Raw genomic sequence first — 24,505 nt, 5'->3', positions numbered from 1 at the left:
GCAGATCGTTTCGGTGTGCGGTTGCGTTGCTATAGCCATCTGCCAGGTGGGTAAGCTGGTCCGTAAGCTGTTGGAACTGTTGCCTGCAGGCGTTAGCTTCAGATTGCAGGCTGGATTGGGGTTTCTGGCAGTCGTGTAGAGTGTTGATCATCTCCTGCCAGCGGGCAGCGGCCTGCTGGAGCTGGGCATTCCAGATCGCGATCTCTGATAGATCCGGCATGGTGCGGCCCACAGAGGTCAACTGGCTTTCCAGTGTTTGCTGCAGCTGATCGATCTGTTCTTTCTGTGAGGTCAGCTCCGATTCCAGCTGATTGAGCTGCTGGCCAACCGTATTCTGCTGCTGGGTGTTCAGCGCAAGTGCGTGGTTGGCTTTATGTAGTTCCTGCTCTGCCACATTCAGCTCGTTGCTGGTGGCTTGGAGGTGTTGGTCGATCGATCGCAGGTGCTCCAACTGATTTGCCAGCTGTTGCATACGACTATCACACTGGTGCAGATAGCTTTGCAGTGCTTCACGCTGGTTAAGGTCGAGAGTAACTGGGATCTGGCCAGTCAGTTGCTGCCAGTGTGTCTGCAGGTGGTTTAACTCGTCTGTAATCGCTTGCAGACGTTGGTTGTGCTGCTCAAGTTTGGCTTCCTCTTTGTTGAGGGCGTTCGAAAGCTCTTTCCCCTGCTGCTCGATCGCTTCGATCTCTGTTTTGAGGTTATCGCGGCGCTGTTCGGTTTCGCTGAGGTTAAGCGTCTGGTATTGGTCGATCAGCGGGTGTTCGGTGGAACCGCACAGTGGGCAGGCTTCGTCCGGCTGCAGTTTCGCGCGTTCTGCTGCGAGGTCTGTAATCCGCTTTTCCTGCTCAATCAGTTTCTCAATATCTTTCAGGTGCTGGTGGCTTTGTTTGTATCGTTCTCGTAGCTGCTGAACTTGTGTACGCAGGGCGTTGGCTGATGCGCCCAGCTCTGCCTGTTCTTTCTGCTGTGTTGTTTGCTCGGCGATGAGGCCCTGGCAGCGATCGCTGATGTTTTTAAGCTCCAGTCGCATGACCTGCTGGTTATGCAGGTGCTGGTGCTCAGCTTGCAGATGGGACTCGTCTGCCCCCGCCAGAGCCTGTTGTCGTTCAGCGTTGATCTGTTCGATAGCCACTTGGTGCTGCGCCACAGTATGCTGGCGTGCGCTTAGCTGTTGATTGAGCGTTTGTGCGTCCGTTTGCAGTTTGTGTTGCTGGCGGGACAGATCGGCTTGCTGAGATTGGCGGGTGGTTTGCTGGCGTTGTTGTTGCTCTAGTTGCTCCAGCAGTGTTTGCCAGCGTGGTAGTTGCGCCGCAAGATTTTCATCCTGCGCGTGTTCCACTTTGTAGTGTTCGCAGTGCTGCAGCTCGGCAGTCACCTGCTTAAGTCGCTGCTCGACGTTGGCGAGGTTGGAGCGTTGTGCTTCAGCCTGCTGCTCAGTGCGTGCTTTATCTGTTTCAAGGCGTTTCAGTTCTGCGTTGGCCTGTTGCAGCTGGTTATCCAGCGGAATCACCTGCTCGTTCAGCAGTTTTTCCTGTGCTTGCTGATCTTTGCGTGCACTTTCGAGGGAATTTTCCGCATTTGTAAGTGTATTGCGGGTGACTTCAGCTTGCTGCTGAGCGTTGCGGACTTCTATGGCCAGCTTCTGTGCTTGTGCGATGACCTGCTGGTGCTTTTCGGTGGTGTGTTGCAGCAGTGTGTAGGGTGCGCGCAGTTTTTCAGCAGGTTCCGCCTGAGCAAGGCGCTCCAGTCCGTCTTTTTCCAGCTGGTAGTGCTGTTCGGCGTGGGTCAGCCCTTCGGTGGCCACCGTGAGGGCCTGTTCCGCGGTTGTAGTTTTATCCCACCACTCTTTATGGCTGCGGATCTGCTGTCGTTTGGTATTGAGCTCTTTTTCCTGTTGCGACAGCTCGCCCAGTCTTTCTTTCAGCTCTTCCAACTGTTCGGGGCTTAAAAGCTCAACCCCTTCTGCGCGGGATTTCAGCTGGTCCAGTTAATTCTTACGCTGGGTAACATGTTCGTGCACTTTCTCAGAGATCAGGCCATAGATCTCGGTGCCGGTCAGCTCTTCCAGTAGCTCGGCGCGGTCGTTGGCATCGGCATTCAGGAATGCAGCAAACTGACCCTGTGACAGCATCATCGATTTGGTAAAGCGCGCAAAGTCGAGGCCGGTAATCTGCTCGATCATCTGGCTTTTGGCTTTGATCTGAGATGCCAGAATCTTGCCGTCGTCCATACTGGCCAATTCAACCTTGGCATCCTGCAGGTTGCCGTCCGCTTTATCGCGGGAGCGTCGCTGGCTCCAGAACGCTCGGTATGCCACGCCTTTTACATCAAACTCCACCTCGGCGAGCGCGTCTGCGGTACCCCGTGTCATCAGCTCGTTGCTGGTTTTGGAGATGGTATTCAGGCGCGGTGTACGGTGGTAGAGCGCCAGACAGATCGCATCCAGTATGGTGGTTTTGCCCGCACCGGTTGGCCCGGTAATGGCAAACAGGCCATTGTCGGAGAACGGTGTCTGGGTAAAGTCGATCTTCCACTCGCCTTTCAGGGAGTTGATGTTCTTGAGCCGCAAGCTGAGGATTCTCATGCGTTGATCTCCTCTGGCTGTGGCTGCTCGACTTCCGCGACGATCTCCCGGAACTGCTGCCGGATGCGTGTAAGGCGCGCCTGTTCCTCGTCGTTGTCGAACGATTCCAATGTCAGGCGGCGCTCGAAGACGTCTTCTGGTGTCAGTTCCGCCAGGGTTTCGGTGTCCTGACGCTCAATGCGGTCCTGGCGATCAGTGCGTGCGCGACGCAGCTGCAGTACTTCCACATTCAAATCAGCAGTCATTGCCTGAATACGCTGTTGCAGGTCGTTCAGGTAGTCCTGGGTTTCAACTTCAATGCAGAGCCAGGTTGGAAGCGCGTTGTCCGCTGTGGGCAGAGTTTTTAGGGCGGCTTCTATGGCTTTCAGGTCGCCTTTGATCACTTCCATCGGCTGGAATAGAGGTACTTCCAGAGGCTGGATCTCAGAGAGTTTGCCGTTGTTAAAATCAACCAGCAGCACCTGTTTCTGGGTGCCTAGCTCGTCAAAACTCAGTGGAATGGGAGAGCCGCAGTAGCGGATCTGCTCGGATTGGGCAACGATCTGTGGTCGGTGAATGTGGCCCAGAGCGATGTAGTCAGCGGGTGGAAATGCGCTGGACGGCACGGCTTCCAGACTGCCGATATAGATATCACGCACTGATTCCGAGCTTTTAACGCCCATCGCTGTCAGGTGGCCTGTGGCGATAATGGGTAGGCTTGTCTTTAACTCTTTTCTTTTATTATCAGCAAGTTGGAAGAGCTTTTTGTAGTGCTCTTTAATCGCTTCGCCCAATGCCTGTTGCTTCTCTACGCCCGATTCGTTGGCATTGCTGGTGATTACGTCGCGTGGCCGAATGTACGGTATGGCGCAGAGGATCGCGCCGGGCTCTCCAGCGTTGTCATTCAATACCAGCAACTGCTCTTCCAGGTCGTTCTGTACCTGTGCGATAACCTGAGCGTTCAGGTGTGCCAGCAGTCCACGGGATTCGTTCAGTGTGGCGACTGAGTCGTGATTGCCTCCAAGGATCACCAGTTGGCACTCCAGTTTATGCATCTCTACCACAAAGCGGTTGTAGATTTCGCGGGCATAGCTGGGCGGTGCGCCGGTATCAAACACGTCGCCGGCGATGATCACCGCATCAATCTGATGCGGAGTAACCTGCTCCAGTAACCAGTTGATCACGGCTTGGTGTTCCGCGGCGCGGCTTTTGGTAATGAAGTGCTGGCCCAGGTGCCAGTCGGAGGTGTGCAGAATGCGCATCAATCGTGCTCAGAAATCCGTTTTTCAGTTTCGGCAATAGTATCTTGTTCGCTCTGTCGGCTCCATCTCCGGGTGCCGTCAATCCAAATAAATCACCTGTGTTTGGTTGTTTAAGCGTTTGAATTGAATGATTTATTGTTTTTCTTCGTAAGAGATAGTCGCTTCACAGGCTAGGTGTGATGGGCGGTCTGACCATAATGCATCCTCGCTCGTGGAGAGTATGGCGAAAATTTAATGTTTTGAGCCCTATCTGATTTTTTGAGGCTGCCGATAGCCTCAAAACAGGCAGCAGGAATAAAAGGATTTGGATATGAAATTGGACTCTGCAGGCTTGCATCAAGCAGTTGCCAATCAGCTGTCCAGCAACAGGACCCAACCTGCCACGCCGCAGACTGCGGACGAGGCTCAGAAACATTCGGTCACACCGTCCACAGATACTGTGACGTTGTCTTCGGGCTCAGCGGTGTCAGATGTTACATCGGACTACACGGCGTTTCAGGGTAAAGAACGGATTCTGCTGGTTGAACACTCCGAGAAAGCACAGCGCATGGAGTCGGTACTGGACCGCTTGTCCGATGATCAGCAAGATACGCTGATTGATTCCGAGGTCATCGAAAGCGAAGCGTTTCTGGCACTTGCAGAGCAGTTAGGCGATCAACAGCTGGGACAGCTGGCCAATACGCTTGAGGGACTGCGTACTCTGCCAAGGCAAGGCGGGTTCTACGCTATTATTCAGGCCGGTCAGAGCCCGGATCGCCTGCTCTCTGCCCTATCGGAGTTGGATGGAAGCACGCGTGCCCGAGTGCTCGAAAAGACGGAACAGCTTGCCGCCCATATACCTCCACGTGATACCTCCGATACATACTCGCCAATTGCGCTGAACCTTCAGGCAACAGGCTCACCTGCTGCGTCTGATCTGCATAGCTTTGTACACGCGGTGGGCGAATCCGAAAATGTGTCGGAGATGCTCGACAGTCTGGACAGCTTCAGCGAGACACAGCAATCGGGTCTGCTGAATGTGTTGGGCAAAGATACCGCCTTGGGCGAGCGCCTGATGGATCAGCTGGCTGAACGCGGCAATGCAGCTAAGGATACCGCGATCAACTTTCTTGGCGACCTGGCTGCTTCTGTTGATCATCACTTCTCTCAAGCAATTGCTAAAACTCCCTCCCCGCTGGGTGATATCTATGCAGCTGCTGATCATGACAATCAGTCTGCCGATACCCTCTTGGGCATGCTTGAGAGCAGCGTAAGCCTGCTTGAAAACTTTGAGTTCAGCGACGAGCAGGTTGTGCAGATGAATAATCAGCTCAGCTCGATCGATCGTTCAGATCAACGTGCCTATCTGGCGATAACTGAAACCGGCCTAGATCAACTGGTAGGTGCTGATAGCGATAACCCGGCTGACCTGGAAGATAACGCTGAAGCTGTTTCTGTAATTGATGGGTTACGCAGTGACGCAACGGTTCGTGATGCGGTGTTTATGTCACGTATGGGTGAAGAGAAACGAGTGGATGGTAAGTCTTTCTTTGAGGTGAAGTCCGATGGGACGGGTGAGCGTGACCAGGAAGGCCTGATCAGCGTGCTTGCCACTGATGCCTGGGTGAACCGAAATAACGACGATGTAGACATCTCGGTGCGCGCGATGCATCTGAGCGAGAATCTGCAGGCGATGGGCGCAGAAGCGCGCGATCGGCAGGTGCACGATCTTAATCGCCTGACGCAGCAACAGGTCCCTCTGGCCGAGCTGTCCGATGAGTATCTTCAGGAAGATACACAGGACTTTATGAGCCACACCAACGCCCTGGCGAATACCCTGGATGTGGAAGCCCTACAGAACACCGCACTATCCTTTGGGCCTGATCTGAGCGATGCCTTTTGGCAAGCGGCGGGTATGGCCGGAGAAGAAGTTGATCAGTTTGTAGAGCTACTCGATGAGATCCCGGTTGATATGGGAGAGAAGATGCTGCATCACCTTTCCGAGCGCCACGAGCAGCTCACTATTGGAGAAGTTGCTGGCGAGGAAGGACGTGAAAGCGTCCACGAGTTGATTAACTTCTTTGAAAGCAATCTGCGGGATGAGGATCGCCAACGTTTCCTGGAGGGGCTATAGCCTGAACAGCCTCTCTCCTGCTTTATCTTTTAAATCGACATATTTAGTTAAATTGCAGACTTTTTCTTCATTGGTTACTTAGCAAAAAAGCGTTATAAATACGCCCCATGTAAAACAGTATTTCCGTGTGTGATACACCTGGACTTTATGGGTGTTTTAGCGCATAGCCTTGTTGCAATACGCGCCGGGTATACTGCAGATTTCCACTCCATACCAATATGTTATACGACTGAAGTAGCCATGAACTTTGACCTGCTGCAGGCGCGTTTTTACGCGCTGCGTTCCAACCGAATCTTCGAGTTTTTTGTTGTCGGCGTCATTATGTTTTCTGCACTGGTGATCGGTGCAAAAACCTACGACATCCCCGATAACGTACTGATGGTTATCAGCTGGCTGGACAGCGCGATCACGCTCTTCTTCCTGGTTGAGATCACAATCCGCTTCATCGGTGAGCCGGATAAGCGTAACTTCTTCAAAAATCCCTGGAACGTCTTCGATACGTTGATTGTTGTCGTAAGTCTCGTGCCGATTCAGGACAGTGAGATGGCGTTGGTTGGCCGTTTGATCCGTATCTTCCGTGTGCTGCGAATGGTATCCATCGTGCCGGAGCTGCGCCTGCTGCTGAACTCCCTGATCAAGGCCCTGCCACAGCTGGGATACGTGATCCTGCTGATGTTTATCATCTTCTACATCTATGCCGCAGTCGGTGCGTCGTTCTTCGCAGAGATTAATCCTGAGCTGTGGGGTGATATCTCCATTGCGATGCTGACGTTGTTCCGGGTAATGACCTTTGAGGACTGGACCGACGTGATGTACGAGACCATGGCGGTTTATCCGTTTAGCTGGTTGTTCTACCTGACCTTTATTTTCCTGACCACATTTGCATTCCTGAACATGGTAATCGGTATCGTGGTGAACGTGATGGAGAGTGAGCATGCGCAGGAAGAAAAAGAGAAAGCGATTGCGGAAGGACAGCTGACAATCGAAGATCTTTCTAATCAGATCAATGAGTTAAAGTTGATTATTGAGGCTCAGAATAAAGAAAAGGAAACCAGCTGATTCCTCATATTTAATCGACCAAATAACAAGCGTAGGTTGGCCTTCGCAATGCGAAGCCCAACAGTGAAGAAGTAGCTTTGAATTGATATGTTGGGCATCGCTTCGCGATGCCCAACCTACAGGGCTACCTTATGGTGAACATAAAAAAGCCCCGTCAGATTCAACTGACGGGGCTTTTTGTTTTGTTCGGAAGAGTTATTTCTCAAACGCTTTAACCATGGAGTTCAGCAAGTCCACCAGCTTATGAAGCTCCTGACTGGCCTCGCTGGTTTGGCGGGATGCTTCATTGTTCTCGCCTGACAACTCACGGATTGAGCAGACGCTACGGTGAATGTCGCTCACAACTGCTGTTTGCTCTTCCGATGCTGCCGCAATCTGGGAGCAGCGATCGGCTACCTCACCCATCATGCTCTGAACATTCACAAATGCCTCGTCGGTTTGCTGCGTGGCTTTGATTACGTTCTGCGTTTCAGTTTCGCTTTCCTGCATGATCTGGACGGTACGGTTTACCGCGTTCTGTACGTGCTCAATCACCGCGCGAATCTCCTGGGTGGAGTTCTGAGTGCGTGTTGCCAGTGTGCGTACTTCGTCAGATACCACCGCAAATCCGCGGCCGTGTTCACCCGCCCTCGCAGCCTCAATGGCGGCGTTAAGCGCCAACAGGTTGGTTTGATCAGCGATATCGTTGATGACCGCCAGCACATTGCCAATTTCGTCGGCCTGGGTTTGCAGCTCTGACGTTGTGTCCGCAGCATGTCTCACCTGCTCTGCCAAACGGGAGGTTTTGCTGATCACATCTCCCAGGGCGCGGCGTCCTTCATCTGTTACGTTAACGGCGTTCTGGCTCACGGTAGATGTATGCTGGGTGTTATTTGCAATCTCGTCGGTCGCGCTTGCCAGCTGGCTGACAGCACTGGCCACCTGGTCGGTTTCCAGATCCTGGCGGCTGATGCCTGAGTCGGTACGTTTAATGGCGCTGTCGGTGATCGAAACGGATTGTTCGATGGTTTTGTTGATATCCGCCAGGCGCCCTAAAACCGTGCGATTGCGGGCTTCTTGCATCTCCAGACCGAGCTGGATATCACCAGTTTCATCGGTGGAGTCACAGTAGACAAGTTTGATCAGGTCATTAGAGGAGACTGCGCGGGCTTTACTTTGTAGTCCGGTAACGCGGCGCACACGCCAGCTCCACGCCGCAGCAACGGAGATACCTGTCAGTATTGTGGCAGCGATGGATGCAATGCCTTGCGGCAGCAACAGGCTGGCCGCTGTACCTGCGGCGATAATGCCAGCAGAAACCAACAGCATAGATGTGTTGATTGAGCTGCTGCGCAACAGCTTATTCAGTTTGCCTTTTTTGATCTCGCCATAGATTGCTTCGGCTTTCTTTTTCTGTGCATCTGTCGGGCGCACACGGACTGACTGGTAGCCAATCTTGATGCCGTTGTCATAAAGCGGCGTCACGTAGGCATCAACCCAATAATGATCGCCGTTTTTGCAGCGGTTTTTTACGATGCCACGCCAGGCTTGGTCTTGCTTCAAGGAGTCCCAAAGATTCCCAAAAGCCTCTTTAGGCATATCGGCGTGCCGAACCAGATTGTGTGGTTTGTCTTTTAGCTCTTCCAGTGAGAAGCCAGAAACATCACAGAATGCTGGGTTAGCATAGAGGATTTTGCCCTTCAGGTCTGTGGTAGAAATCAGCTGAACATTCTCTGGGACAAGAACTTCCCGTTGTGTAGATGCCTGAATTTTCATCCAAACTCCTTTTATTAAATCCATTATTATTCAAGGGGTTATTGATTGAATCGGCAGCAGATTCAGTTACCCCGGAGGTCATTCCGCGCAAGACTAAACCAATTTTTGAACGCTTGCCATTCTAAATTAGAATGATTCGCAACTATATAAAGTTGTATTGCGTGTATGACGATATCAGGAAAGTACATAATACGTATTGCGTATTAAAAGTACTTTGTGCCCAGGGCGGTTTTCACGGCTGTATAATAAGTGACCGCTTGTTACGCTGCTGTTGCAGTGTAGCTAACTTTCAGTGTGGCAATTAAAAAATGGTAGGAGCATCATCAGGATGCCATTGGGGGTATTTGTGCATCACTTGTTTAAACAGCGATGAGGCCAGGAACTGATCCAGCCAGGCCTGTATGGCGGGCAACTCTTGCTGGTAAAACCAATCACGGTTCACATGAGCGCATTGGCGTACAAAAGGCAGCAGTGCTGCGTCCGCCAGACTCATCTTGCTACCCAGTAGGTATCCGCCCTGCTCTCGCAGTTGGGTATCGAGCATAGTGAACCAGTCCAGGCAGTACTGTTGATAGACGCTTTCAGGATGCTCTGGATATCGGTCTGCGTATTTGTAGCGGTCCAGCCAAGGCTTAAACTCGTTATCGTTGCGTTTTACCCAGGCATCACTCTCTGATTCATGCGCGCGCCAGCCACAATCACACGCCTCACTGATGGCCCAGCGCATAATATCGTAGCTTTCATCTATTACGTGTCCGTCCGGCAGGATGAGTACCGGAACCGTGCCCTTCGCGGATGCCTCCAGCAGTTGTGCAGGCTTGTCTCGCAGAACAACTTCCCTGAGCTCTACCTCAATACCAGCGTAAGCAATGGCGAGACGTGCACGCATTGCGTAGGGACAGCGACGAAAGCTGTATAGGATCGGGTGTTGGCTAGTGGACATGGTGAACCTGCGACATTAAGAACGTAGCGCATTATGGGCCGTTACCGAATTATCGCAAGTCCCGGGTTAGGGCAGGAAGGCTTCGATGCGATCGCCGTTAATACGGGTTGGGAAGTTGTCGATGTCTTCGGTTGCAGGTGGAGCCAGCACTTCGCCGGTTCTGAGACAAAAACGGGCACCGTGGCGCGGACAGATAATATCAGTACCTTCGATCGGCCCTTCATGCAGTTGGCCGTTGTCGTGGGGACACAGGTCTTCAACGGCAAGAATCTCTCCGTCGATATTTACCAGAAGCAGCTTCAGTCCACTTTGGGTCGAAATTACTTTGCGCTCGTTGGGAGGCAGCTCATCCAGCGCACACAGATCCTGCCATTGACTCATCTCTTACTCCAGTCGGTAGCTGATACTGCATTTAACTATAGCGTTGTTGTCGATTTTTGAGTGGGCACCATTAAGAGACAGGTGATAAGGTTCAAGTTTTACGGCGGGTGCGAAAAGCCCGATCTATAATTGTTTGACGACGGACTTATCTGTATTGGTTGCCACGGAATAACCTATGAGAGCACGGATTCGTACTGGCCCATGGATTTCGAGGGTTTTACGCCCTCCTCTGCTGACCGTTCTGCTGATGTGGTTCGTGCCGCTGTTCGCAGTTGCGGCAGAGAGCCCCGTCATTATTTCCCACCCTTCCGTTTCCACTCAATCGCTGAGTCGTGACGACGTGCTTGCGATGTTTGCGATGCACAGCCGGCGCTGGTCCAACGGGCAGCGCGTAAAAGTTTTTGTCTTGGAACAGAATCATCCGACCCACAAAATATTTGCGACCGAGGTCTTGGGGACCTACCCCTACCAGTTGGAGCGGATATGGCGGCGGCTGGTGTATTCCGGTACAGGTCGTGCCCCTCAGGTTGGTGCTGATGGACAAGAGATGTTGCGCAAGGTGATGAGTACACCCGGTGCGATTGGCTACGTAGGGACTGTCGAGGAGGGAGATCTGAATGTCATCCGTATTGAGTAAGAAGATGAGATTTAAAGCATTGTCCTTGCAGGTCACCTTGGCAACGCTGCTCTCTATACCGGCGTATGCCATAGAGCTGACCGATGAGCTGACTGTACATGGCTTTGTTAGTCAGGCGTACATAGACACCAGCGGTAACAACTTTTTTGGGCGTTCAGACGGCGGAAGTTTCGATTTTCGCGAGATCGGCGTTAACGGTTACTGGCAGCCCCTCCGCAATGTGAATTTTGCTGCACAGCTTATCTCTCGTAATGCTGGCCGAGAGAGCGATTCCGACCCGCGTGTCGACTTTGCACTCGCTGATCTGCATGCATACAGCGATTTCGACTCCCGTTATGGCGTGCGGCTTGGCCGGATCAAAATCCCTTTTGGTTTCTACAACACAACACGAGATGCGCCTTCTGCCCGAAACGGCATCTTTACACCGGCCAGTGTTTACTTCGAACAGTTCCGCAATGCTCTGGTATCCACGGACGGGGGGAGTGTTTATGGCAACCTCAATCGTCCCTGGGGGGATCTGACCTTTGAACTCTTTGCCGGTTCCAGCGATCCTGGTGATGAGGAGATGGAGTATTACGTCTTCAAACAAGCAACCCCCGGCCACTTTGAGGATGCGTCTATGCATGGCGGCCAGGTGATGTACGAGGCCCTGGACAGTGGCTTACGCTTTGCACTGAGCTACACCCGTCCAAGCCTAGATTACCAGCGTCAGACGCCACTTAATCCACTTCTGGGTGGCCATGTGATCTCCGACATGCTGCTCTACTCTGGACAGTACAACACTGAATTCTGGACCTTTACGGCCGAATACCTGCTGATGATTAATAACGTCAAAGGCTTTGGGCCAGCATTCGAGGATTTCCGGGCCAAGGGTGAAAGTTACTACGCGCAGGTGGATTATCGTTATCGGCCGGATCTCACCTTCTCGCTGCGGTACGGCGAACAGATCGTTAACGATAAAGACCGGGATGGCGACACAAAGTTTAATCCGCCCCATGTAGGCTTTGGTAAAAACTGGATGCTGGGTATGCAGTGGGATGTGGCGCCAGACTGGATTGTTCGCGCGGAATACCACCGTACGGATGGTACCGCCTGGTTGTCGGGCGTGGACAACCCCGTGCTGGCCGATAACAGGCGTAAATGGGAAACCTACGCGGTGCAGGTGGTATATAGCTTTTGACTTATGTTTCTGACGCACAAGGGTGAAGGTTGATGCAGCAGACAAAATTCAGCATACGCTGGAAGGCGGTTCTCTTCCTGAGTTTGGTTCTGGTTGCCATCAGTCTATCGATGGTTACATTGTATGCATTCACTCTGCTATCTGAATCTGAGCGGGACGCGCAACGATCAGTGACACAGCAGGACCAGGCGCTCATCTCGTTGCTGGAGGACACGCGTGACCAGCAGATTCAGTTGGCGATGCTGCTGCCGGATCTCGATAATGTGTCAGATGCCATGCGTCTGCGTGATGAAGCGCGGCTGCAGGAGGCATTGGGTCCTCACTGGCTCAATCTGACGTATAACCTCAATCTCAACTATCTGGGTATGTTTGACCAGAACGGTCGTACATTGGGTGTGCTGCACCACCAGGATCAGGTTGCGGCGGCTGAGCGAGATCAGATTGCTGAGATTGCTCGCAGTGTTGCCCAAGATATGCACCCCCACTCGCTGCTTAGCTGTACCACGCAGTGTACCTACTTTGTAATCGAGCCGTTTATTACCAGCCGGGACATGCGCGGAGTTGTGGTGATAGGACGGAATATTTCCGAACTTGTGGTCTCTTTCGAGCGTCTGTTGGGCATTGATCTGGGTATCTTACTAGCGCCACCAGAGAGTGCTGATATCGATCCGGAGCGATTGCTGCCTAATTGGAGGCTTGATCTGTGGGCGCTGAGCAATTTCAATGAGCAGTCCGTGCTGCTGTCTCAAATACAAAGTCAGTCCAGCGTGCCAGGAGATAGTCAGTACGACGGTGTCGTACAAAATCGTCACCTGCGCAGTCACGTACTGCCCATCGGCAATCTTGATTTGATTAATAGCACGCCTGTGTTGATTGCACTGGAGGACATTACCGACAGCCAACATCTTCTATACAAAACGATTAGAGAGGGCGTGTTGGTTGGTGTTGTTGGTTGGGTTATGGCAGAGATTCTTCTGATTCTGCTAATACTGAATCCAACCGAAAGACTGGCCAGAATAACCCGTGCCCTACCCCTACTGGCTGAAAGTGACTTTGCCAGGGCGAGAGCCCAGATACCACAACGTAATCGCTACTGGATGCGTGATGAATTGGATGTGCTTGAGCACACCGCGTTACGGGTGTGTGATGAACTGGAAGCGCTAAACCAGACGGTGGAACAGAATACTCTTACCCTGCGCGATCAGATGGCTGAGCAGACCCGCGCACGTCGGTTTGTATCAAATCTTCTGGATACCGCACCGCTGATCATCCTCACTCAGACTCCAGACGGAGATATTCAACTGATGAACCGTTGGGGACGTGAGCTAATCGGTTCCGATTTGGATGAATCTGAGGCTTTGAAAAATTTTGCTGATCTGCATGTGCCCGATACGATGCCAGACAATTGGCAGCAGCATATAGCTGAACTGATAGCTATTGAACCACAGCAATATCAGCACGAAGGACAACTAATCGACGGTGAGGGGCAACTGCGTTACGTCACCTGGCTGCACTCTCTGGTTGAATGGGAAGTGGGCCAGCCCGCTATCCTGTCAGTGGGTATGGATCTGACTCAGCGTGTTGAAGCTGAAAACAAACTCAGTTGGTTGGCATCGCACGATACGCTGACCGGGCTGCATAACCGTCACGCCTTTCAAAAGCGGCTTGCCACCGCATTGGCCCGTGGTGCCCGTGGCGCCTTGTTGTTTATCGATGCGGACCGATTCAAGTACATCAATGATACGGCGGGCCACAATGTGGGCGATTCGGTGTTGGTGCATATCTCCCAGTTGCTGGAGAAACATACCCGCGATACCGATATCGTGGCGAGACTTGGTGGAGATGAGTTTGTGGTGCTTCTGCCGAGGGCGACCGCTGCAACCGCGCGTGCCGTTATGGCAAAGCTGTCCACCCTGCTGAATACCCACATGTGCCTGCCCAACGGTACCTTGCAGCACTTCAGCTGCAGCCTGGGTGGTGCGATGTATCCGGATCATGGTGACAGTGATGAAGAGCTGTTGGCAGCGGCGGATATGGCGATGTATACCGCGAAGCAACAGGGTCAGGGGCGCTGGCACCTGTACGACGCTAGTCGTGCCATGAAAGACCGTATGCAGGCGGATCTCAACTGGCAGGATCGTATCCGCAAAGCAATGGTTGAGGACCTGTTCTGCCTGTACTTTCAGCCAATACTCAATGTGACCGATAACAGCATCAGCCACTACGAAGTACTGCTGCGTATGAAGGATGAAAATGGTGGTGTGATACCACCGGGAGAATTTATCCCGGTGGCAGAGCGTACCGGCTTAATCAGCCAGATCGATACCTGGGTACTGGCGGAATCGATGCGTTTCCTGGCGGAATACAATGATAAATCCTCGAATAAACCGATCAGCTTGGCGGTGAATGTATCGGCGCCGAGTATCCAGTCACCTACCTTTGACCGCACCTTCTTCCGTCTGTGTGACCGTCATGGGATAAAGCCTGACCAGATTATTATCGAGATTACTGAAACCGCCTTCCTTTCCGAATTCCAGTCTGCCCTACTGACCCTGGAGAAACTGGCAGCGGTGGGCTGTCGTATCGCGCTGGATGACTTTGGTGTGGGATTCTCCTCCTTCAGTTACCTGAAGCAGATGCCCCTCTCCTACGTGAAGATGGACGGTTCCTATGTGCGTGAGTTGGAACGCAGCCCACAGGAACAGGTGTTTGTGAAATGCCTGACTGAGATGGTGAGCGGTTTTGAGATGTGTACGGTAGCGGAGTTTGTGGAGTCAGAAGCGATTCTGCAGGTGCTGAAGGTATTGGGTGTGAAATATGCGCAGGGTTATCTGATTGGTAAGCCGTCTCCAAGCATTGAAACGGCCGAAGATCTTAACCTCAAGCGTTTGGGCGCTGTATCTGCTGCACTTGAAGAGATCAGGGAATAGAGAGCCTCCTGGGCGTTCGGGAGGCTCTCAACGAGACACTCAGTTAGAGTGGCAAGCTAAATAGGTAGAACACCCAGGCGGAAGACAATCCCAGTGCGATTGTTGTACGTACCACACTGACGTTGCGGGCGGATACTGCACCGCCCATATCCGGCTTTTTACCGTGGATCATGGCCGGGACCAGCGGGTCGTTGTACTTGAAACGATGGAAGATGATCGCAGCCACATGCAGCATTACCAGCAATTGCAGCAGACCCTGGATGGTCTCATGCAGTTCTCCACCGATCTCTGCAACCTGGTCACTTACAGCGCTGTAGAACGGTCCATCCCAGATCACATCGTCAGTGGTGACCAGACCCGTTGCGACCTGCAGGGCCAGCAATACCAGCAGCGCAATCACCATCATGCCGCCAGCCGGATTGTGGCCGTAGTGATGCTCTGCATTGCCGTTAAACATCCCTTTCAGGTATGTGATCGTGGTTTTTGGGTGGCGGACAAACGACGTGAAGCGTGAATGTTTGGAGCCAATTACACCCCAAATAACGCGAAACAGGATCAGGCCGGATAGCAGATAACCCGCGTAAAAATGCCATTCGATCAGATCATCTCCCATATCACCTGAGATAATCAGAAAGACAAACAATCCAACCAGGGTCCAGTGAAAGATACGTGTGGGCAGATCCCAGACGTTGATCATACGCCGCGCAGCGACTTGTATCATGTGAAATTCCTTTCGGAGGTGCTCAGTTGAGGGCTGTATTTTAACATCCGCCCTATATGTGAAAAATCTAATGTGGGGTTAACTTTTGTAAAGTTAAAGAGTATGTGTCAGTCAGGTCAGGCAAATGTTTATGGGTGCCGCTATTGGATCGGGACGAATCGTTAGCTCAACAGCGGTTAGTTTGTGATGTGGTGAGCCTAGGCACTCCAGATCCTGACCGGTCAGGGGATTGTTGAGTCGTTTTAAATAGTACTGCCCACCGTGGCTGTAAATCTTATCGCCGATGAGCGGATGTCCCAGCCAGGCAAGGTGTGCACGGATCTGATGTTTGCGGCCGGTAAACAGTTCGCACTCGATGACGGCACTGTCACTATCGGCATTTTGAGCGATTACACGAAACGCCGTTTTGCTCCATTTGGGCTTGATATAACCGCCCTCTTCGCTGCCATCCACCACATAGACCTGACTGCGAATGGCGCTGTGTTCTTTGGTGGCCAGTTCACACTCCACAATCCTGCTTTTCCAGGCGGGCATACCTTGCACTTCTGCGTGGTAGATTTTTCGTTCGATGAGCGTATTGAGCTGTTTCTTCCACTTTAGATCAGCGGCTTTATCTTTGGCGATCAGAATCAGCCCGGCAGTTTCTGTATCCAGGCGATGCAGAAGATGCGCGTCGTAATACGGTGTTTGGCGACGAATCAGTTGGATCAGCGTGTTGTAGAGATTGCGTGTGGTGCGACTGACGGGTAGCTGATGGGGTTTGTAGACCGCCATAATTTCATCGTTTTGCCATACGATACGCCAGTTACAGTCAGCTGGTTCCTCAATATGACCGGGAAAAGATAGTGTGATCTGGTCGTTGGGGGATAAAACATGATCGACTGTTGTGAGCCGGTTGTTTAGCCGAATACGACCTTGTTCTATCCAGCGTACGAGTTCATCCGCGCCATGGTTGGCAAAACGTGGGGCGATAAACGCCATCACGGTATGGGTATCGTCGTTCAGGCATTCGGTGAAAACTGGGTATGTGATCTCAAAGGGAGGATGGTGGTGTGGCAAGGCAGTGTGGCTCTGTTGTCGAGTTAAGGCATGATACCTCAATCTGGTAGGAATGATAGAAATAGCTGTGAGACCAGAGCCAGAAAGGGCTCACAGCTGGGGGAGCTATCAAAAAGAACTACTTCGCTTTGTATGCTTTGTGGCAGCTCTTGCAGGATTTGCCCAGAGGCCCCATCGCATTCTTCAGGCTATCCAGGCCCTGACCCGCAGCAGAGACCATCTGCTCGGAGGCTTTAACCCATGCTTCGTGTTTTTCACCCACTTCAGAGTCGGCGGCCCACATTTCAGGTTTGGACTTGGTCAGGTCTTCCAGACCCGCTACGCTGTTATCAGAACCCAGTGGCCACATGGTCATGTTGTTCATGGATGCCGCTGCGTACAGGTTGTTCGCTACCGCTTCAGCCAGCTCCGCATTATATTCACGCTTGCCCTTCGCCATCGCACCCAGAATGCCCATGTTGTATTTCACAACCTGCATGTGTGCTTTACGCGCTTCAATCTCTTTTTCAAATGGCTGCTCTGCCGCCACAGGCATCGCTACCAGTGCTGCCAGTGAAACTGCAGAAACTACTTTCACGAGAGATTTCATGTGTTCGACTCCTGTCAAATGGTCATTGGATAGTACTCACGTAGCGCAATCCTACCACCAACCTTATATTCAAGAAATCTAATGTTGAGTTAATTTTTGTAAAGCGTGTAAGTGCTTCGTATGGAGCGATTATTATTTTTATTCAATGATCTTAACTTTTAATGAATAATTTTCGTATGATGATTTTTAAAGTCAAACAACCGTTTGCCGAAGATGTATTCATATGAGGTTCGCGTCCATCAACCAACAGTGGGTCGGAATCATTATGAATTACAAGGAACGTCAGTTTGGCAAAGCGTTCGTCGAGTTTTTTCTGGCCAGCTTGCTGTTAGCGACGGTGGTGATTACCGGTTTTTCCATTGTAGGAAAGAACGTTAGTGATCATGTTGATGAGATATCGACGACCATGCTCCAAGACACGGAGCGAACGGCAGATGGGAAGATTGTTATAACGGATGCTTTTCTTACCCAGTTTGGTCCCACCGCCGCAGGGCCTAACGAAACCCCTCCCAAACCCTTTTTAAGCGTTACCCCTGACAGATCCATCAAAGTTACTATCACTACAGAGACCATGCTCTGGTTCGCGGCGGCGTTAGTCTGTCTGGTGCTGTCGGTGTTTCTAATCCGATTGGCATTCAGGCGTTAACGCAAGCTTAGATGCTCCCCAGGCCCCTGAGCCAGCTTAAAACGGCTCTCTCGTGTATCGGTTCAAGATTCAGCTGTGAAACTGCTGCCTGAACCGATTCTCCTGGCTGTCGATCCTTAACTGCTCTTACGACCGGTGCCAGCTCAATGCCGCCGAGGTGCCAGATACCCAGCGGCTGGTCCGGTGTGACGACGACTTCAGCAGCCACAATCTCACCACCCTGCACGACAGGCATGGTTTTCACTTCAAACTGATCAAAGGTTGTCGCCACGTGCATAGGTTGGTCATCAGGCCAGTGGTGCCGGGTTTGCCAGAACGAGCGATCCTGCCACTGCTCTTCCATGCGGTAGAAATCCCGACCGATGCGGGCAAAGCGGTAGAACAGTGCCTTCACCCGTGACTGATGGAACTGTTTGGCGATCTCTGCATTTTCAGGTGACTTCAGTAAGGTGTTGATTACCGCCGGTGCCTGCAGCGCGGAGGACATCGCCTGGAAGATCCCGTTACCTGAGAGCGGATCAACCGCCATCGCTGCATCCCCTACCCGAATCCAACGCTCACCGACTGCTTCTTCACACAGAATCGGCGTGCTGGTACGGGCGTGGGGTTCGCCAACCGGTTTGGCATCCACCATAAACGGTTCTGCCTGCGGGATCTGAAGCAGGCGTTCGGTACAGAAGTGGCCCAATTCCGCTTTGGGCGGCAGGTTGGCTGTTGCAACGTCGAAGGTAAGCTGCAGGTAGCGTTTGCCCTGCTCTGTCATCGCAAACCAGGCCCAGCCGTCTTCAAAGCTGACCGCTGCTGATTGTGCGGTTGCAGGTGGACCTTGCCAGTACTGCAACAAGGAGACGGTCTCGGCGCCACGGAAGCGCTTTAAGCCAGCGGATGGTGCTGCCCGGCCTCGGGCTTCCACCAGAAACGTACCTTGAACTGATTCGGTTGGCCCGTCAGCCAGGTGCTTAATTGAAACCTCTACACCTGTGTCGCTGTGGTTAACCTTGCTGATGCGAGCATTGATACAAGTAACGCCAGCATCGATAAGATCCTGCCAGATACCGGCATCCAGATCTCTGCGATTGATCAGTCGCTCGGTGTTGGCGCTGTTGCTGGCACCGTTCCAGGTGGCATTGCGGGCCGACGGTTCACGAATCGCTTCCAACGCTCGCTTAAAACCTGCGCCTTTCAGGCCCTCAACCACCCGTTCGGAGATCCCTTCTACCGCATCAAATGGACGTGATTGACCGACTACGATCACCTTGTACCCCAGGCGAATCAGTCCCAAGGCTACTGCACCGCCCGCAGGGCCCGCACCAAGTATGATGATTTGCTCTGACATCTGGTGTCTCCTCAAGGCCCTGTCCAGACCTCGTCCGGACCACGCCGCTCGGCGCCAAAGTAGCTGGCGTTGGATTTCAGGTGACGGCCCAGATCAGCCCGGCTGGCATCTGGGTGTTCACCCAAAAAGTGCGCGATATGACCGCAAATGTATGCTGTGCCGATGCTAGCACCTGCGATACTGCCCTCCAGGCAACGCACGTGCGCACCGAAATCTGCGTATTGGGTGTTGAGCAGTGACCACTCTGTTTGGTCGCAGCGCGCATCACCGGTGGTACGCAACACACCGGGGTACGCTGATGGATAGACAGGATTTCCTTTGGCTGGAGACGATGCGCAGATCAGGATGCCCTCCTCAACGGCTGCGGCGATCGCTTCGCGTAGTTCCTCCCGATCTGTGCGCAGACCAAGACTCAAGTTGATCACGTCGACCTGCTGTTCCGTCAGCCACTCTATGGCCGCAGCGACCTGTAGCGCGGTTGTTGTAAACCGTTCATTGAATACTTGCGCTAGCAGTATTTCGGCTGTTGGCGCACAGTGGTGGATCACGTCGATGATCTTGGTACCGTGGGCCAACTGATCTGGTTCTGAGTCGCTTTGCCAAAGGGCATTGTCCTGCAGGATAAAAGCGGCAGAATCAGAGACCCAATCCGTTTGGTGTGGGGCAAAACCGCTGTCAACGATACCTACCTTGATTGCTTTCATCCTAACGGGCCTCCGCGGTAGCTTCGATCAACTGGCCGTCAATCAACTCGAACCAGCGATCGACATTCTGCAGTGTTGAAGCGCGGTGGCTGATCAGGATGCGGGTGCGATCGGCAAAAAGCTGGTCGACAGCAGTGATAATCTCCCGTTCAGTGGCTTCATCCACTGCAGAGGTGGCTTCATCCATCACCAATACACTCGGTTGCTGCAGCAATGCGCGGGCGATGGCAATGCGCTGGCGTTGTCCGCCGGAGAGTTGCTGGCCGCGCTCACCTAGCGGTGTGTCCAGCCCTTGTGGCATCTGTTCGATCAGTTCGCCCAATTGGGCCTGGATAACGGCGGCTTTCACCTGCTCGTCGGTGGCATCGGGGGCCGCGTAGAGGATGTTGTCGGCCACGCTGCCGCGGAACAGCACGATCTCCTGGCTCACAACTGCGATATGGCGACGTAGGTCTGAAAGCGCGCAGTGTTTCAGATCAATCCCATCCAGGGTAATACTCCCCTGCTGCGGGTCGTAGTGGCGTTGCAGCAGGTCGATCAGGGTGGATTTGCCTGTCCCTGACGGGCCGGTAATGGCGATTTTACTGCCGGATGGGATTCGCAGGTTGGCATTACTCAGGATCGATACAGATCGGTGTTCGGCCGTATGGGCAAAGCTCACGTTGTGTAACTGTAGGTCGCCACCTTTCGCTGGCAGTGCTGTATTTTCTGCACTATCCACCAGCACAGGCTCACGACGCAGCTCCATTACACGGCCCAGGCTGACCGTCATACGCTGGATGGCCACATAGAGGCCTAACAAGCTTTGTACCGGGCCAACCGCCATACCCAGATAGGTCGAGAACGCGATCAGCGCCCCTAGCTGCCACTGCCCTTCGATCACCCAGTAGCCGCCAATCAGAAACGCACCGGCGCGGGACAGAGAGGTCAATGTACCTGGCACCGCTTGGGTAAAGAATTCCGTAACCTGAAGTTTCAGCAGATCACCCAGATAATGCTCGTTAAGACCGCTGAGGCGTTTAGCTTCTCGCTTCTCCTGTCCCACAGACTGGATAAACTTCATCGCTGGTAGGGTTTCCACCAGGAATGATGAGAGGTCTGCTGAGCGTTCGCGCAAGCGACGGGTTCGTACTTCTACCTTGCGCCGCATCCAGCGTAACCACAGCACCTCGATGGGAATCAGCAGCGCTACGATCAGGGAGAGCTGCCAGGAGAGCGTCACCATCAAAATTACCGCACCGATCAGGCCGATGATGCTGGATACCGCAGAGAACAGGGAGTCCACGGCAAAGCGCTGAATCTGCGCCACATCCCCGTCCAGGCGGGAGAGAATATCGCCGATGCGGCGTTGGGCAAAGAAGGATGGTGCCAGCTTCTGTAGGTGGCCATAGACGTCATCACGCAGGCTAAATAGGATACGTGCGGAGAGTTTGGTATGCAGGTAACGGTTAATGCCCGACAGCGCAGTACCCAAGATGCCCACCAGGATCATCGCTACGGCGATCTGCACCAGCGTGCCGTAATCCTTGGCGATCAAGCCGTCGTCGATCAGCATCTTGGTCAGCCACGGCTGCATCAACACCAGCATGGAGGCAAACAGCGACAGGCCCAACACACGCAAGATTGCTGCACGTTGTGGTGTTACAAAGCCAAACAGCCAGCGGAACGCTTGTTCCAACGCGTGGGGATCGGTGGTTTCAACGGCGCGGGAGAGCCATCTGATCATAAAAATGCGGTTCTCGGTAAAGTAAATAAATGGTTCTGATTCCACTGTAACCGGATGTAACAAGGGGCATTACAGTAGTTTGTTCGAATATGTAACAGCTTGTAACGATCCAGGCTGTCAGGAAGGTTACCCCTCCTGCTCCAGTTCCTGCAAACGGCGATACAGTGTGGCACGACTGATACCCAGGGCTTTAGCCGTTGCGCTGATATTGCCGTTGTTCTCATCCAGTGCTTTGCGGATGGTTTGCTGTTCGCTCTGTTTTAGTATGCCGCCATTGCCCTGCCCGTCAGATTCACCGTTGAGCTGCTCCAGAAAGTCATCGGTCAGGTGCTCTTCGGTGATCAGCGTTTCATCATCATCCAGAAATGCCAAGGCGGCCCGCAGCACTGTTTCCATCTGACGGATGTTGCCGGGCCAGCTGTAACTGGCCAGTTTATCAAGCAGGCAGTTATCAAACTCCACTGCTCGGGTGAAATCCATTCGCTGCTCTGTTGTTCTCAGCAGTGAAGTGAGGAATTCCCGCAGATCTGTCCGGTCGCGCAGGGCGGGCAGTTTTACCCCGACGCCATTCAGGCGGTAAAACAGATCTTCTCGGAAGTCGCCTTCAGCAACCAAGGCACGCATATCGCGGTGTGTGGCGCAGATCAGGCGGATATCGAGGGAGACTTCCTCTCCGCCGCCCAACGGGGCCACCCGGCGTTCCTGCAACACGCGCAGAAGACGGGCTTGCAAGGCCAGTGGCATATCGCCGATCTCATCCAAAAACAGCGTACCGCCATCGGCCTGTTGGAAGCGCCCCACCATGCCGCCGCGACGGGAACCGGTAAACGCACCTTCACGGTAACCAAACAGCTCTGATTCGATCAGGCCTTCAGGGATTGCCGCACAGTTTACGGCCACAAACGGTTTCTTGGCGCGAGGACCTGCGTCATGCAGTGCGCGGGCAACCACTTCCTTACCGGTACCGGTTTCACCGTTCAGCAGTACCGGCAGATCATGGGACATCCCTTTGAGGGCCATCTTCAGGCTGCGGTTGAGGCGTGGGTTCCTGCCCGCCACTTCAGTGAGATCCGGGCGTTTATCTTCGGTACCACGCTTTACCTGTTGCTTTGTTGTAAACGGGACGCTGATACGTGGCTTCGGTAGCTGGACCAGCCGACAGTACAGGTTACCGGCCCGGGTTTGCAGGGTGTAGGTTTTGCCCTGCATCAGATGCCCAATCAGCTGATTGGAGCTGATTCCCAGAATCTCTTCCAGTTGGCGTTGTTTGAGCGAACCGTCGCGGATATTAAGAAGCTGGTGAGCGTGCTGATTGGCGCCGAGCAATCCGCCATCGGGATCAACGGCGAGCAGCCCCTGCCAGACGGAATCCAGATACTGTTGTCGGGTATGAATGGCGATAACGGCATTGTCAGAGAAACTGGCTGAGAACAGACGGTTCTCGATGGAGCGTGCCGCCATCTGAACCACTTCCAACGGTTGCTGTACACGACCACGCAGATGGGTCATGTCCAGCACACCCAAGGTATTGCCGTTGGGATCGAAGATCGGTGAAGAGGTACAGCTGAACTGGGTCAGGCGATCAAGAAAGTGTTCGTTACCTTCGATCTTGATGGGTTGACCATCAACGAGTGCGGTTCCGAGGGCGTTAGTGCCACGGCTACCTTCGCTCCAGCACACGCCGGGGTTCAATGCGTAGCGCGCGGCTTTGTCGAGCGCTTCACTGTTGCCTTGTACCGCCAGTAGACGTGCATCACGGTCGGCTAGCATCACCAGGGCACGGTCGGCGGAATACTGGCGCGTTAACATCTCTACTTCCGGTGCGGCACAGTCCAGGAGCAACTTGTTTTGCTCCTTTAGATCCTGCATATCGCCACGGCTGAGGTTTTCCACCTCGGCCATATTTTGTGTATCCAGGCCTGCGTCGAAACTGCGCAACCATGACGCTTCGATTGATTCACGCAGCTGACCACCGGGCAGTTCACGCTGCAGAATCAGTTGCCGTGTTACGTCGGTGCGTAACAGGTTATGGGGTTCGGTATTGATCGCCATTGTCCACTCCACCTTTATTTTTATTGTTGGGACTTGTGGTTGATCGATTCGGTTACCTTTACGTAACCAACGAGTAATTCAAAAAATACTAGCAGAAAGCGTTATCCGATTCTGCGATGCCCTTCCCTCTGCATCCTGGCTTTCGGGGTGGGTAGCCTGGCTAAAGCAACCAGTCAGCCAAGCTACCCGGCCATCCTTGGCGAAGGGGTTGAGTCGAGCTTTGTTTGTTGTCGCCCTCAGAGCGGGCTGCTACGAGCCGTGGATGTAGCAGCCCGCTCCGAGGGCGACATAGGCGTTTCATAGATCAATAGACATACATCAGCACCGCCTGCAGATACAGGTTGTCGTCGCTGTTGCCCTGCGCCGCGATGTTGGAGCTGCCTTCCGGTTCATACAATCCGATCATTGGGCTGAACACCCAGTTGTCGTTGATGGTCCAGAGTGCGTACAGGTCGATCTCAGTGGCTGAGTTGTCTGCCGCGTTGTCCTGCGGACCGAAGTCCCAGTACTGCAGGCCGACCAACAGGTCTTCACGCGGCGATACGGTTAGTTCGATGCGATCAACATCGTTGCCACTGTTGAACGGGCCACCATAGTTGGATGCCACCTCACCCTGGAACCAGGTACCGAATCCGCGGGTGAAACCGAAGAACAGCGGATCGAAGGTTTCGTCGTCGGTGGTGGAGGTATCGTCCCCAGAGAACTCTGCGTGGCGGTAGTTGAGGTTTGGTGTCCACGGTAGATCGGCAAAGGTCCAGCCACCTTCCACGTACCAGGCGTTGGCATCTTTCTCGACCTGATCACCGCCGGTTTCGGACACGTATTCAAAGGACAGGAACAGGTTCT

At 53.2% G+C, this 24,505-nt stretch carries 20 protein-coding genes; 6 read left to right on the top strand and 14 right to left on the bottom strand.

The window, feature by feature from the left end:
• The 3 genes from ACEQ15_RS12315 to sbcD form a co-directional block, all read right to left on the bottom strand.
• Window positions 1-1,936, bottom strand: a 1,936-nt coding sequence (locus ACEQ15_RS12315; protein ID WP_370279491.1) for a hypothetical protein, incomplete at its 3' end; no start/stop codon positions are given.
• A gap of 54 nt (window positions 1,937-1,990) precedes the next feature.
• Window positions 1,991-2,587, bottom strand: a complete 597-nt coding sequence (locus ACEQ15_RS12310; RefSeq protein ID WP_370279490.1) for an AAA family ATPase — start codon at window positions 2,585-2,587, stop codon at window positions 1,991-1,993.
• Entirely contained in the window at window positions 2,584-3,828 is a 1,245-nt protein-coding gene (sbcD, locus tag ACEQ15_RS12305) for an exonuclease subunit SbcD (RefSeq protein WP_370279489.1), read from the bottom strand. The genes ACEQ15_RS12310 and sbcD overlap by 4 nt, the downstream gene beginning before the upstream one ends.
• Before the next feature lie 310 nt (window positions 3,829-4,138).
• On the opposite strand from sbcD, the gene ACEQ15_RS12300 reads away from it, so the two are divergent.
• Both ACEQ15_RS12300 and ACEQ15_RS12295 read left to right on the top strand, forming a co-directional pair.
• Window positions 4,139-5,941 carry a hypothetical protein gene (locus ACEQ15_RS12300; RefSeq protein ID WP_370279488.1) on the top strand — a complete coding sequence of 601 codons (1,803 nt, stop codon included), beginning with the start codon at window positions 4,139-4,141 and terminating at the stop codon, window positions 5,939-5,941.
• Window positions 5,942-6,181: 240 nt separating this feature from the next.
• Window positions 6,182-7,000 carry an ion transporter gene (locus ACEQ15_RS12295; protein WP_370279487.1) on the top strand — a complete coding sequence of 273 codons (819 nt, stop codon included), beginning with the start codon at window positions 6,182-6,184 and terminating at the stop codon, window positions 6,998-7,000.
• Between the two features lie 195 nt (window positions 7,001-7,195).
• Here the strand turns inward: ACEQ15_RS12295 and ACEQ15_RS12290 are convergent, their stop codons facing one another.
• From ACEQ15_RS12290 to ACEQ15_RS12280, 3 genes are all read right to left on the bottom strand, one after another.
• Window positions 7,196-8,755, bottom strand: a complete 1,560-nt coding sequence (locus ACEQ15_RS12290) for a methyl-accepting chemotaxis protein (RefSeq protein WP_370279486.1) — start codon at window positions 8,753-8,755, stop codon at window positions 7,196-7,198.
• Window positions 8,756-9,056: 301 nt separating this feature from the next.
• A complete protein-coding gene (locus tag ACEQ15_RS12285; protein WP_370279485.1) occupies window positions 9,057-9,698 on the bottom strand; it encodes a glutathione S-transferase in 642 nt (213 codons plus the stop codon).
• A 66-nt stretch (window positions 9,699-9,764) separates the two neighbouring features.
• Window positions 9,765-10,079 carry a Rieske (2Fe-2S) protein gene (locus ACEQ15_RS12280; protein WP_370279484.1) on the bottom strand — a complete coding sequence of 105 codons (315 nt, stop codon included), beginning with the start codon at window positions 10,077-10,079 and terminating at the stop codon, window positions 9,765-9,767.
• A 175-nt stretch (window positions 10,080-10,254) separates the two neighbouring features.
• On the opposite strand from ACEQ15_RS12280, the gene ACEQ15_RS12275 reads away from it, so the two are divergent.
• From ACEQ15_RS12275 to ACEQ15_RS12265, 3 genes are read left to right on the top strand one after another with little or no spacing between them, the layout of a single operon-like run.
• On the top strand, window positions 10,255-10,716 hold the full coding sequence (locus ACEQ15_RS12275; RefSeq protein ID WP_370279483.1) for a hypothetical protein: 462 nt from the start codon (window positions 10,255-10,257) through the stop codon (window positions 10,714-10,716).
• A 4-nt stretch (window positions 10,717-10,720) separates the two neighbouring features.
• On the top strand, window positions 10,721-11,896 hold the full coding sequence (locus ACEQ15_RS12270; protein ID WP_372530381.1) for a hypothetical protein: 1,176 nt from the start codon (window positions 10,721-10,723) through the stop codon (window positions 11,894-11,896).
• A gap of 32 nt (window positions 11,897-11,928) precedes the next feature.
• The gene (locus ACEQ15_RS12265; protein WP_370279481.1) at window positions 11,929-14,826 is read left to right on the top strand and encodes a putative bifunctional diguanylate cyclase/phosphodiesterase; all 2,898 of its coding nucleotides are present in this window, start codon (window positions 11,929-11,931) and stop codon (window positions 14,824-14,826) included.
• A gap of 43 nt (window positions 14,827-14,869) precedes the next feature.
• Here ACEQ15_RS12265 and ACEQ15_RS12260 read toward each other — a convergent pair whose 3' ends face one another.
• From ACEQ15_RS12260 to ACEQ15_RS12250, 3 genes are all read right to left on the bottom strand, one after another.
• Entirely contained in the window at window positions 14,870-15,547 is a 678-nt protein-coding gene (locus ACEQ15_RS12260) for a cytochrome b/b6 domain-containing protein (protein ID WP_370279480.1), read from the bottom strand.
• 111 nt (window positions 15,548-15,658) lie between these two features.
• The gene (locus ACEQ15_RS12255; RefSeq protein WP_370279479.1) at window positions 15,659-16,528 is read right to left on the bottom strand and encodes an RluA family pseudouridine synthase; all 870 of its coding nucleotides are present in this window, start codon (window positions 16,526-16,528) and stop codon (window positions 15,659-15,661) included.
• Between the two features lie 196 nt (window positions 16,529-16,724).
• Window positions 16,725-17,195 (bottom strand): cytochrome c, encoded by a 471-nt coding sequence (locus ACEQ15_RS12250; protein WP_370279478.1) that lies wholly within the window; start codon window positions 17,193-17,195, stop codon window positions 16,725-16,727.
• Window positions 17,196-17,460: 265 nt separating this feature from the next.
• Here ACEQ15_RS12250 and ACEQ15_RS12245 point away from each other — a divergent pair, with 265 nt between their 5' ends.
• Complete coding sequence (locus tag ACEQ15_RS12245) at window positions 17,461-17,841, top strand: hypothetical protein (protein WP_370279477.1); 381 nt, start codon at window positions 17,461-17,463, stop codon at window positions 17,839-17,841.
• Window positions 17,842-17,848: 7 nt separating this feature from the next.
• On the opposite strand, the gene ACEQ15_RS12240 is transcribed toward ACEQ15_RS12245, so the two are convergent.
• The 5 genes from ACEQ15_RS12240 to ACEQ15_RS12220 all read right to left on the bottom strand — a co-directional run.
• On the bottom strand, window positions 17,849-19,177 hold the full coding sequence (locus ACEQ15_RS12240; protein ID WP_370279476.1) for an NAD(P)/FAD-dependent oxidoreductase: 1,329 nt from the start codon (window positions 19,175-19,177) through the stop codon (window positions 17,849-17,851).
• An 11-nt stretch (window positions 19,178-19,188) separates the two neighbouring features.
• Complete coding sequence (locus ACEQ15_RS12235; RefSeq protein ID WP_370279475.1) at window positions 19,189-19,881, bottom strand: S8 family serine peptidase; 693 nt, start codon at window positions 19,879-19,881, stop codon at window positions 19,189-19,191.
• Between the two features lies 1 nt (window position 19,882).
• Window positions 19,883-21,607, bottom strand: a complete 1,725-nt coding sequence (locus ACEQ15_RS12230) for an ABC transporter ATP-binding protein (protein WP_370279474.1) — start codon at window positions 21,605-21,607, stop codon at window positions 19,883-19,885.
• A gap of 126 nt (window positions 21,608-21,733) precedes the next feature.
• Window positions 21,734-23,659 (bottom strand): sigma-54-dependent Fis family transcriptional regulator, encoded by a 1,926-nt coding sequence (locus ACEQ15_RS12225; protein WP_370279473.1) that lies wholly within the window; start codon window positions 23,657-23,659, stop codon window positions 21,734-21,736.
• Window positions 23,660-23,963: 304 nt separating this feature from the next.
• A partial coding sequence (locus ACEQ15_RS12220; RefSeq protein ID WP_370279472.1) for an alginate export family protein occupies window positions 23,964-24,505 on the bottom strand: 542 nt, incomplete at its 5' end.

It is taken from the genome of Pontibacterium sp., from assembly GCF_964228735.1.
GTDB lineage: Bacteria > Pseudomonadota > Gammaproteobacteria > Pseudomonadales > Balneatricaceae > Pontibacterium.
Note: the sequence above shows the minus strand (reverse complement) of the source record. Positions and strands in the feature narration are given on the sequence as shown.

Coding starts and splice junctions, on each gene's coding strand:
- ACEQ15_RS12310 (WP_370279490.1), bottom strand. CDS start 2,587: ATGAGAATCCTCAGCTTGCGGCTCAAGAACATCAACTCCCTGAAAGGC.
- sbcD (WP_370279489.1), bottom strand. CDS start 3,828: ATGCGCATTCTGCACACCTCCGACTGGCACCTGGGCCAGCACTTCATT.
- ACEQ15_RS12300 (WP_370279488.1), top strand. CDS start 4,139: ATGAAATTGGACTCTGCAGGCTTGCATCAAGCAGTTGCCAATCAGCTG.
- ACEQ15_RS12295 (WP_370279487.1), top strand. CDS start 6,182: ATGAACTTTGACCTGCTGCAGGCGCGTTTTTACGCGCTGCGTTCCAAC.
- ACEQ15_RS12290 (WP_370279486.1), bottom strand. CDS start 8,755: ATGAAAATTCAGGCATCTACACAACGGGAAGTTCTTGTCCCAGAGAAT.
- ACEQ15_RS12285 (WP_370279485.1), bottom strand. CDS start 9,698: ATGTCCACTAGCCAACACCCGATCCTATACAGCTTTCGTCGCTGTCCC.
- ACEQ15_RS12280 (WP_370279484.1), bottom strand. CDS start 10,079: ATGAGTCAATGGCAGGATCTGTGTGCGCTGGATGAGCTGCCTCCCAAC.
- ACEQ15_RS12275 (WP_370279483.1), top strand. CDS start 10,255: ATGAGAGCACGGATTCGTACTGGCCCATGGATTTCGAGGGTTTTACGC.
- ACEQ15_RS12270 (WP_372530381.1), top strand. CDS start 10,721: ATGAGATTTAAAGCATTGTCCTTGCAGGTCACCTTGGCAACGCTGCTC.
- ACEQ15_RS12265 (WP_370279481.1), top strand. CDS start 11,929: ATGCAGCAGACAAAATTCAGCATACGCTGGAAGGCGGTTCTCTTCCTG.
- ACEQ15_RS12260 (WP_370279480.1), bottom strand. CDS start 15,547: ATGATACAAGTCGCTGCGCGGCGTATGATCAACGTCTGGGATCTGCCC.
- ACEQ15_RS12255 (WP_370279479.1), bottom strand. CDS start 16,528: ATGGCGTTTATCGCCCCACGTTTTGCCAACCATGGCGCGGATGAACTC.
- ACEQ15_RS12250 (WP_370279478.1), bottom strand. CDS start 17,195: ATGAAATCTCTCGTGAAAGTAGTTTCTGCAGTTTCACTGGCAGCACTG.
- ACEQ15_RS12245 (WP_370279477.1), top strand. CDS start 17,461: ATGAATTACAAGGAACGTCAGTTTGGCAAAGCGTTCGTCGAGTTTTTT.
- ACEQ15_RS12240 (WP_370279476.1), bottom strand. CDS start 19,177: ATGTCAGAGCAAATCATCATACTTGGTGCGGGCCCTGCGGGCGGTGCA.
- ACEQ15_RS12235 (WP_370279475.1), bottom strand. CDS start 19,881: ATGAAAGCAATCAAGGTAGGTATCGTTGACAGCGGTTTTGCCCCACAC.
- ACEQ15_RS12230 (WP_370279474.1), bottom strand. CDS start 21,607: ATGATCAGATGGCTCTCCCGCGCCGTTGAAACCACCGATCCCCACGCG.
- ACEQ15_RS12225 (WP_370279473.1), bottom strand. CDS start 23,659: ATGGCGATCAATACCGAACCCCATAACCTGTTACGCACCGACGTAACA.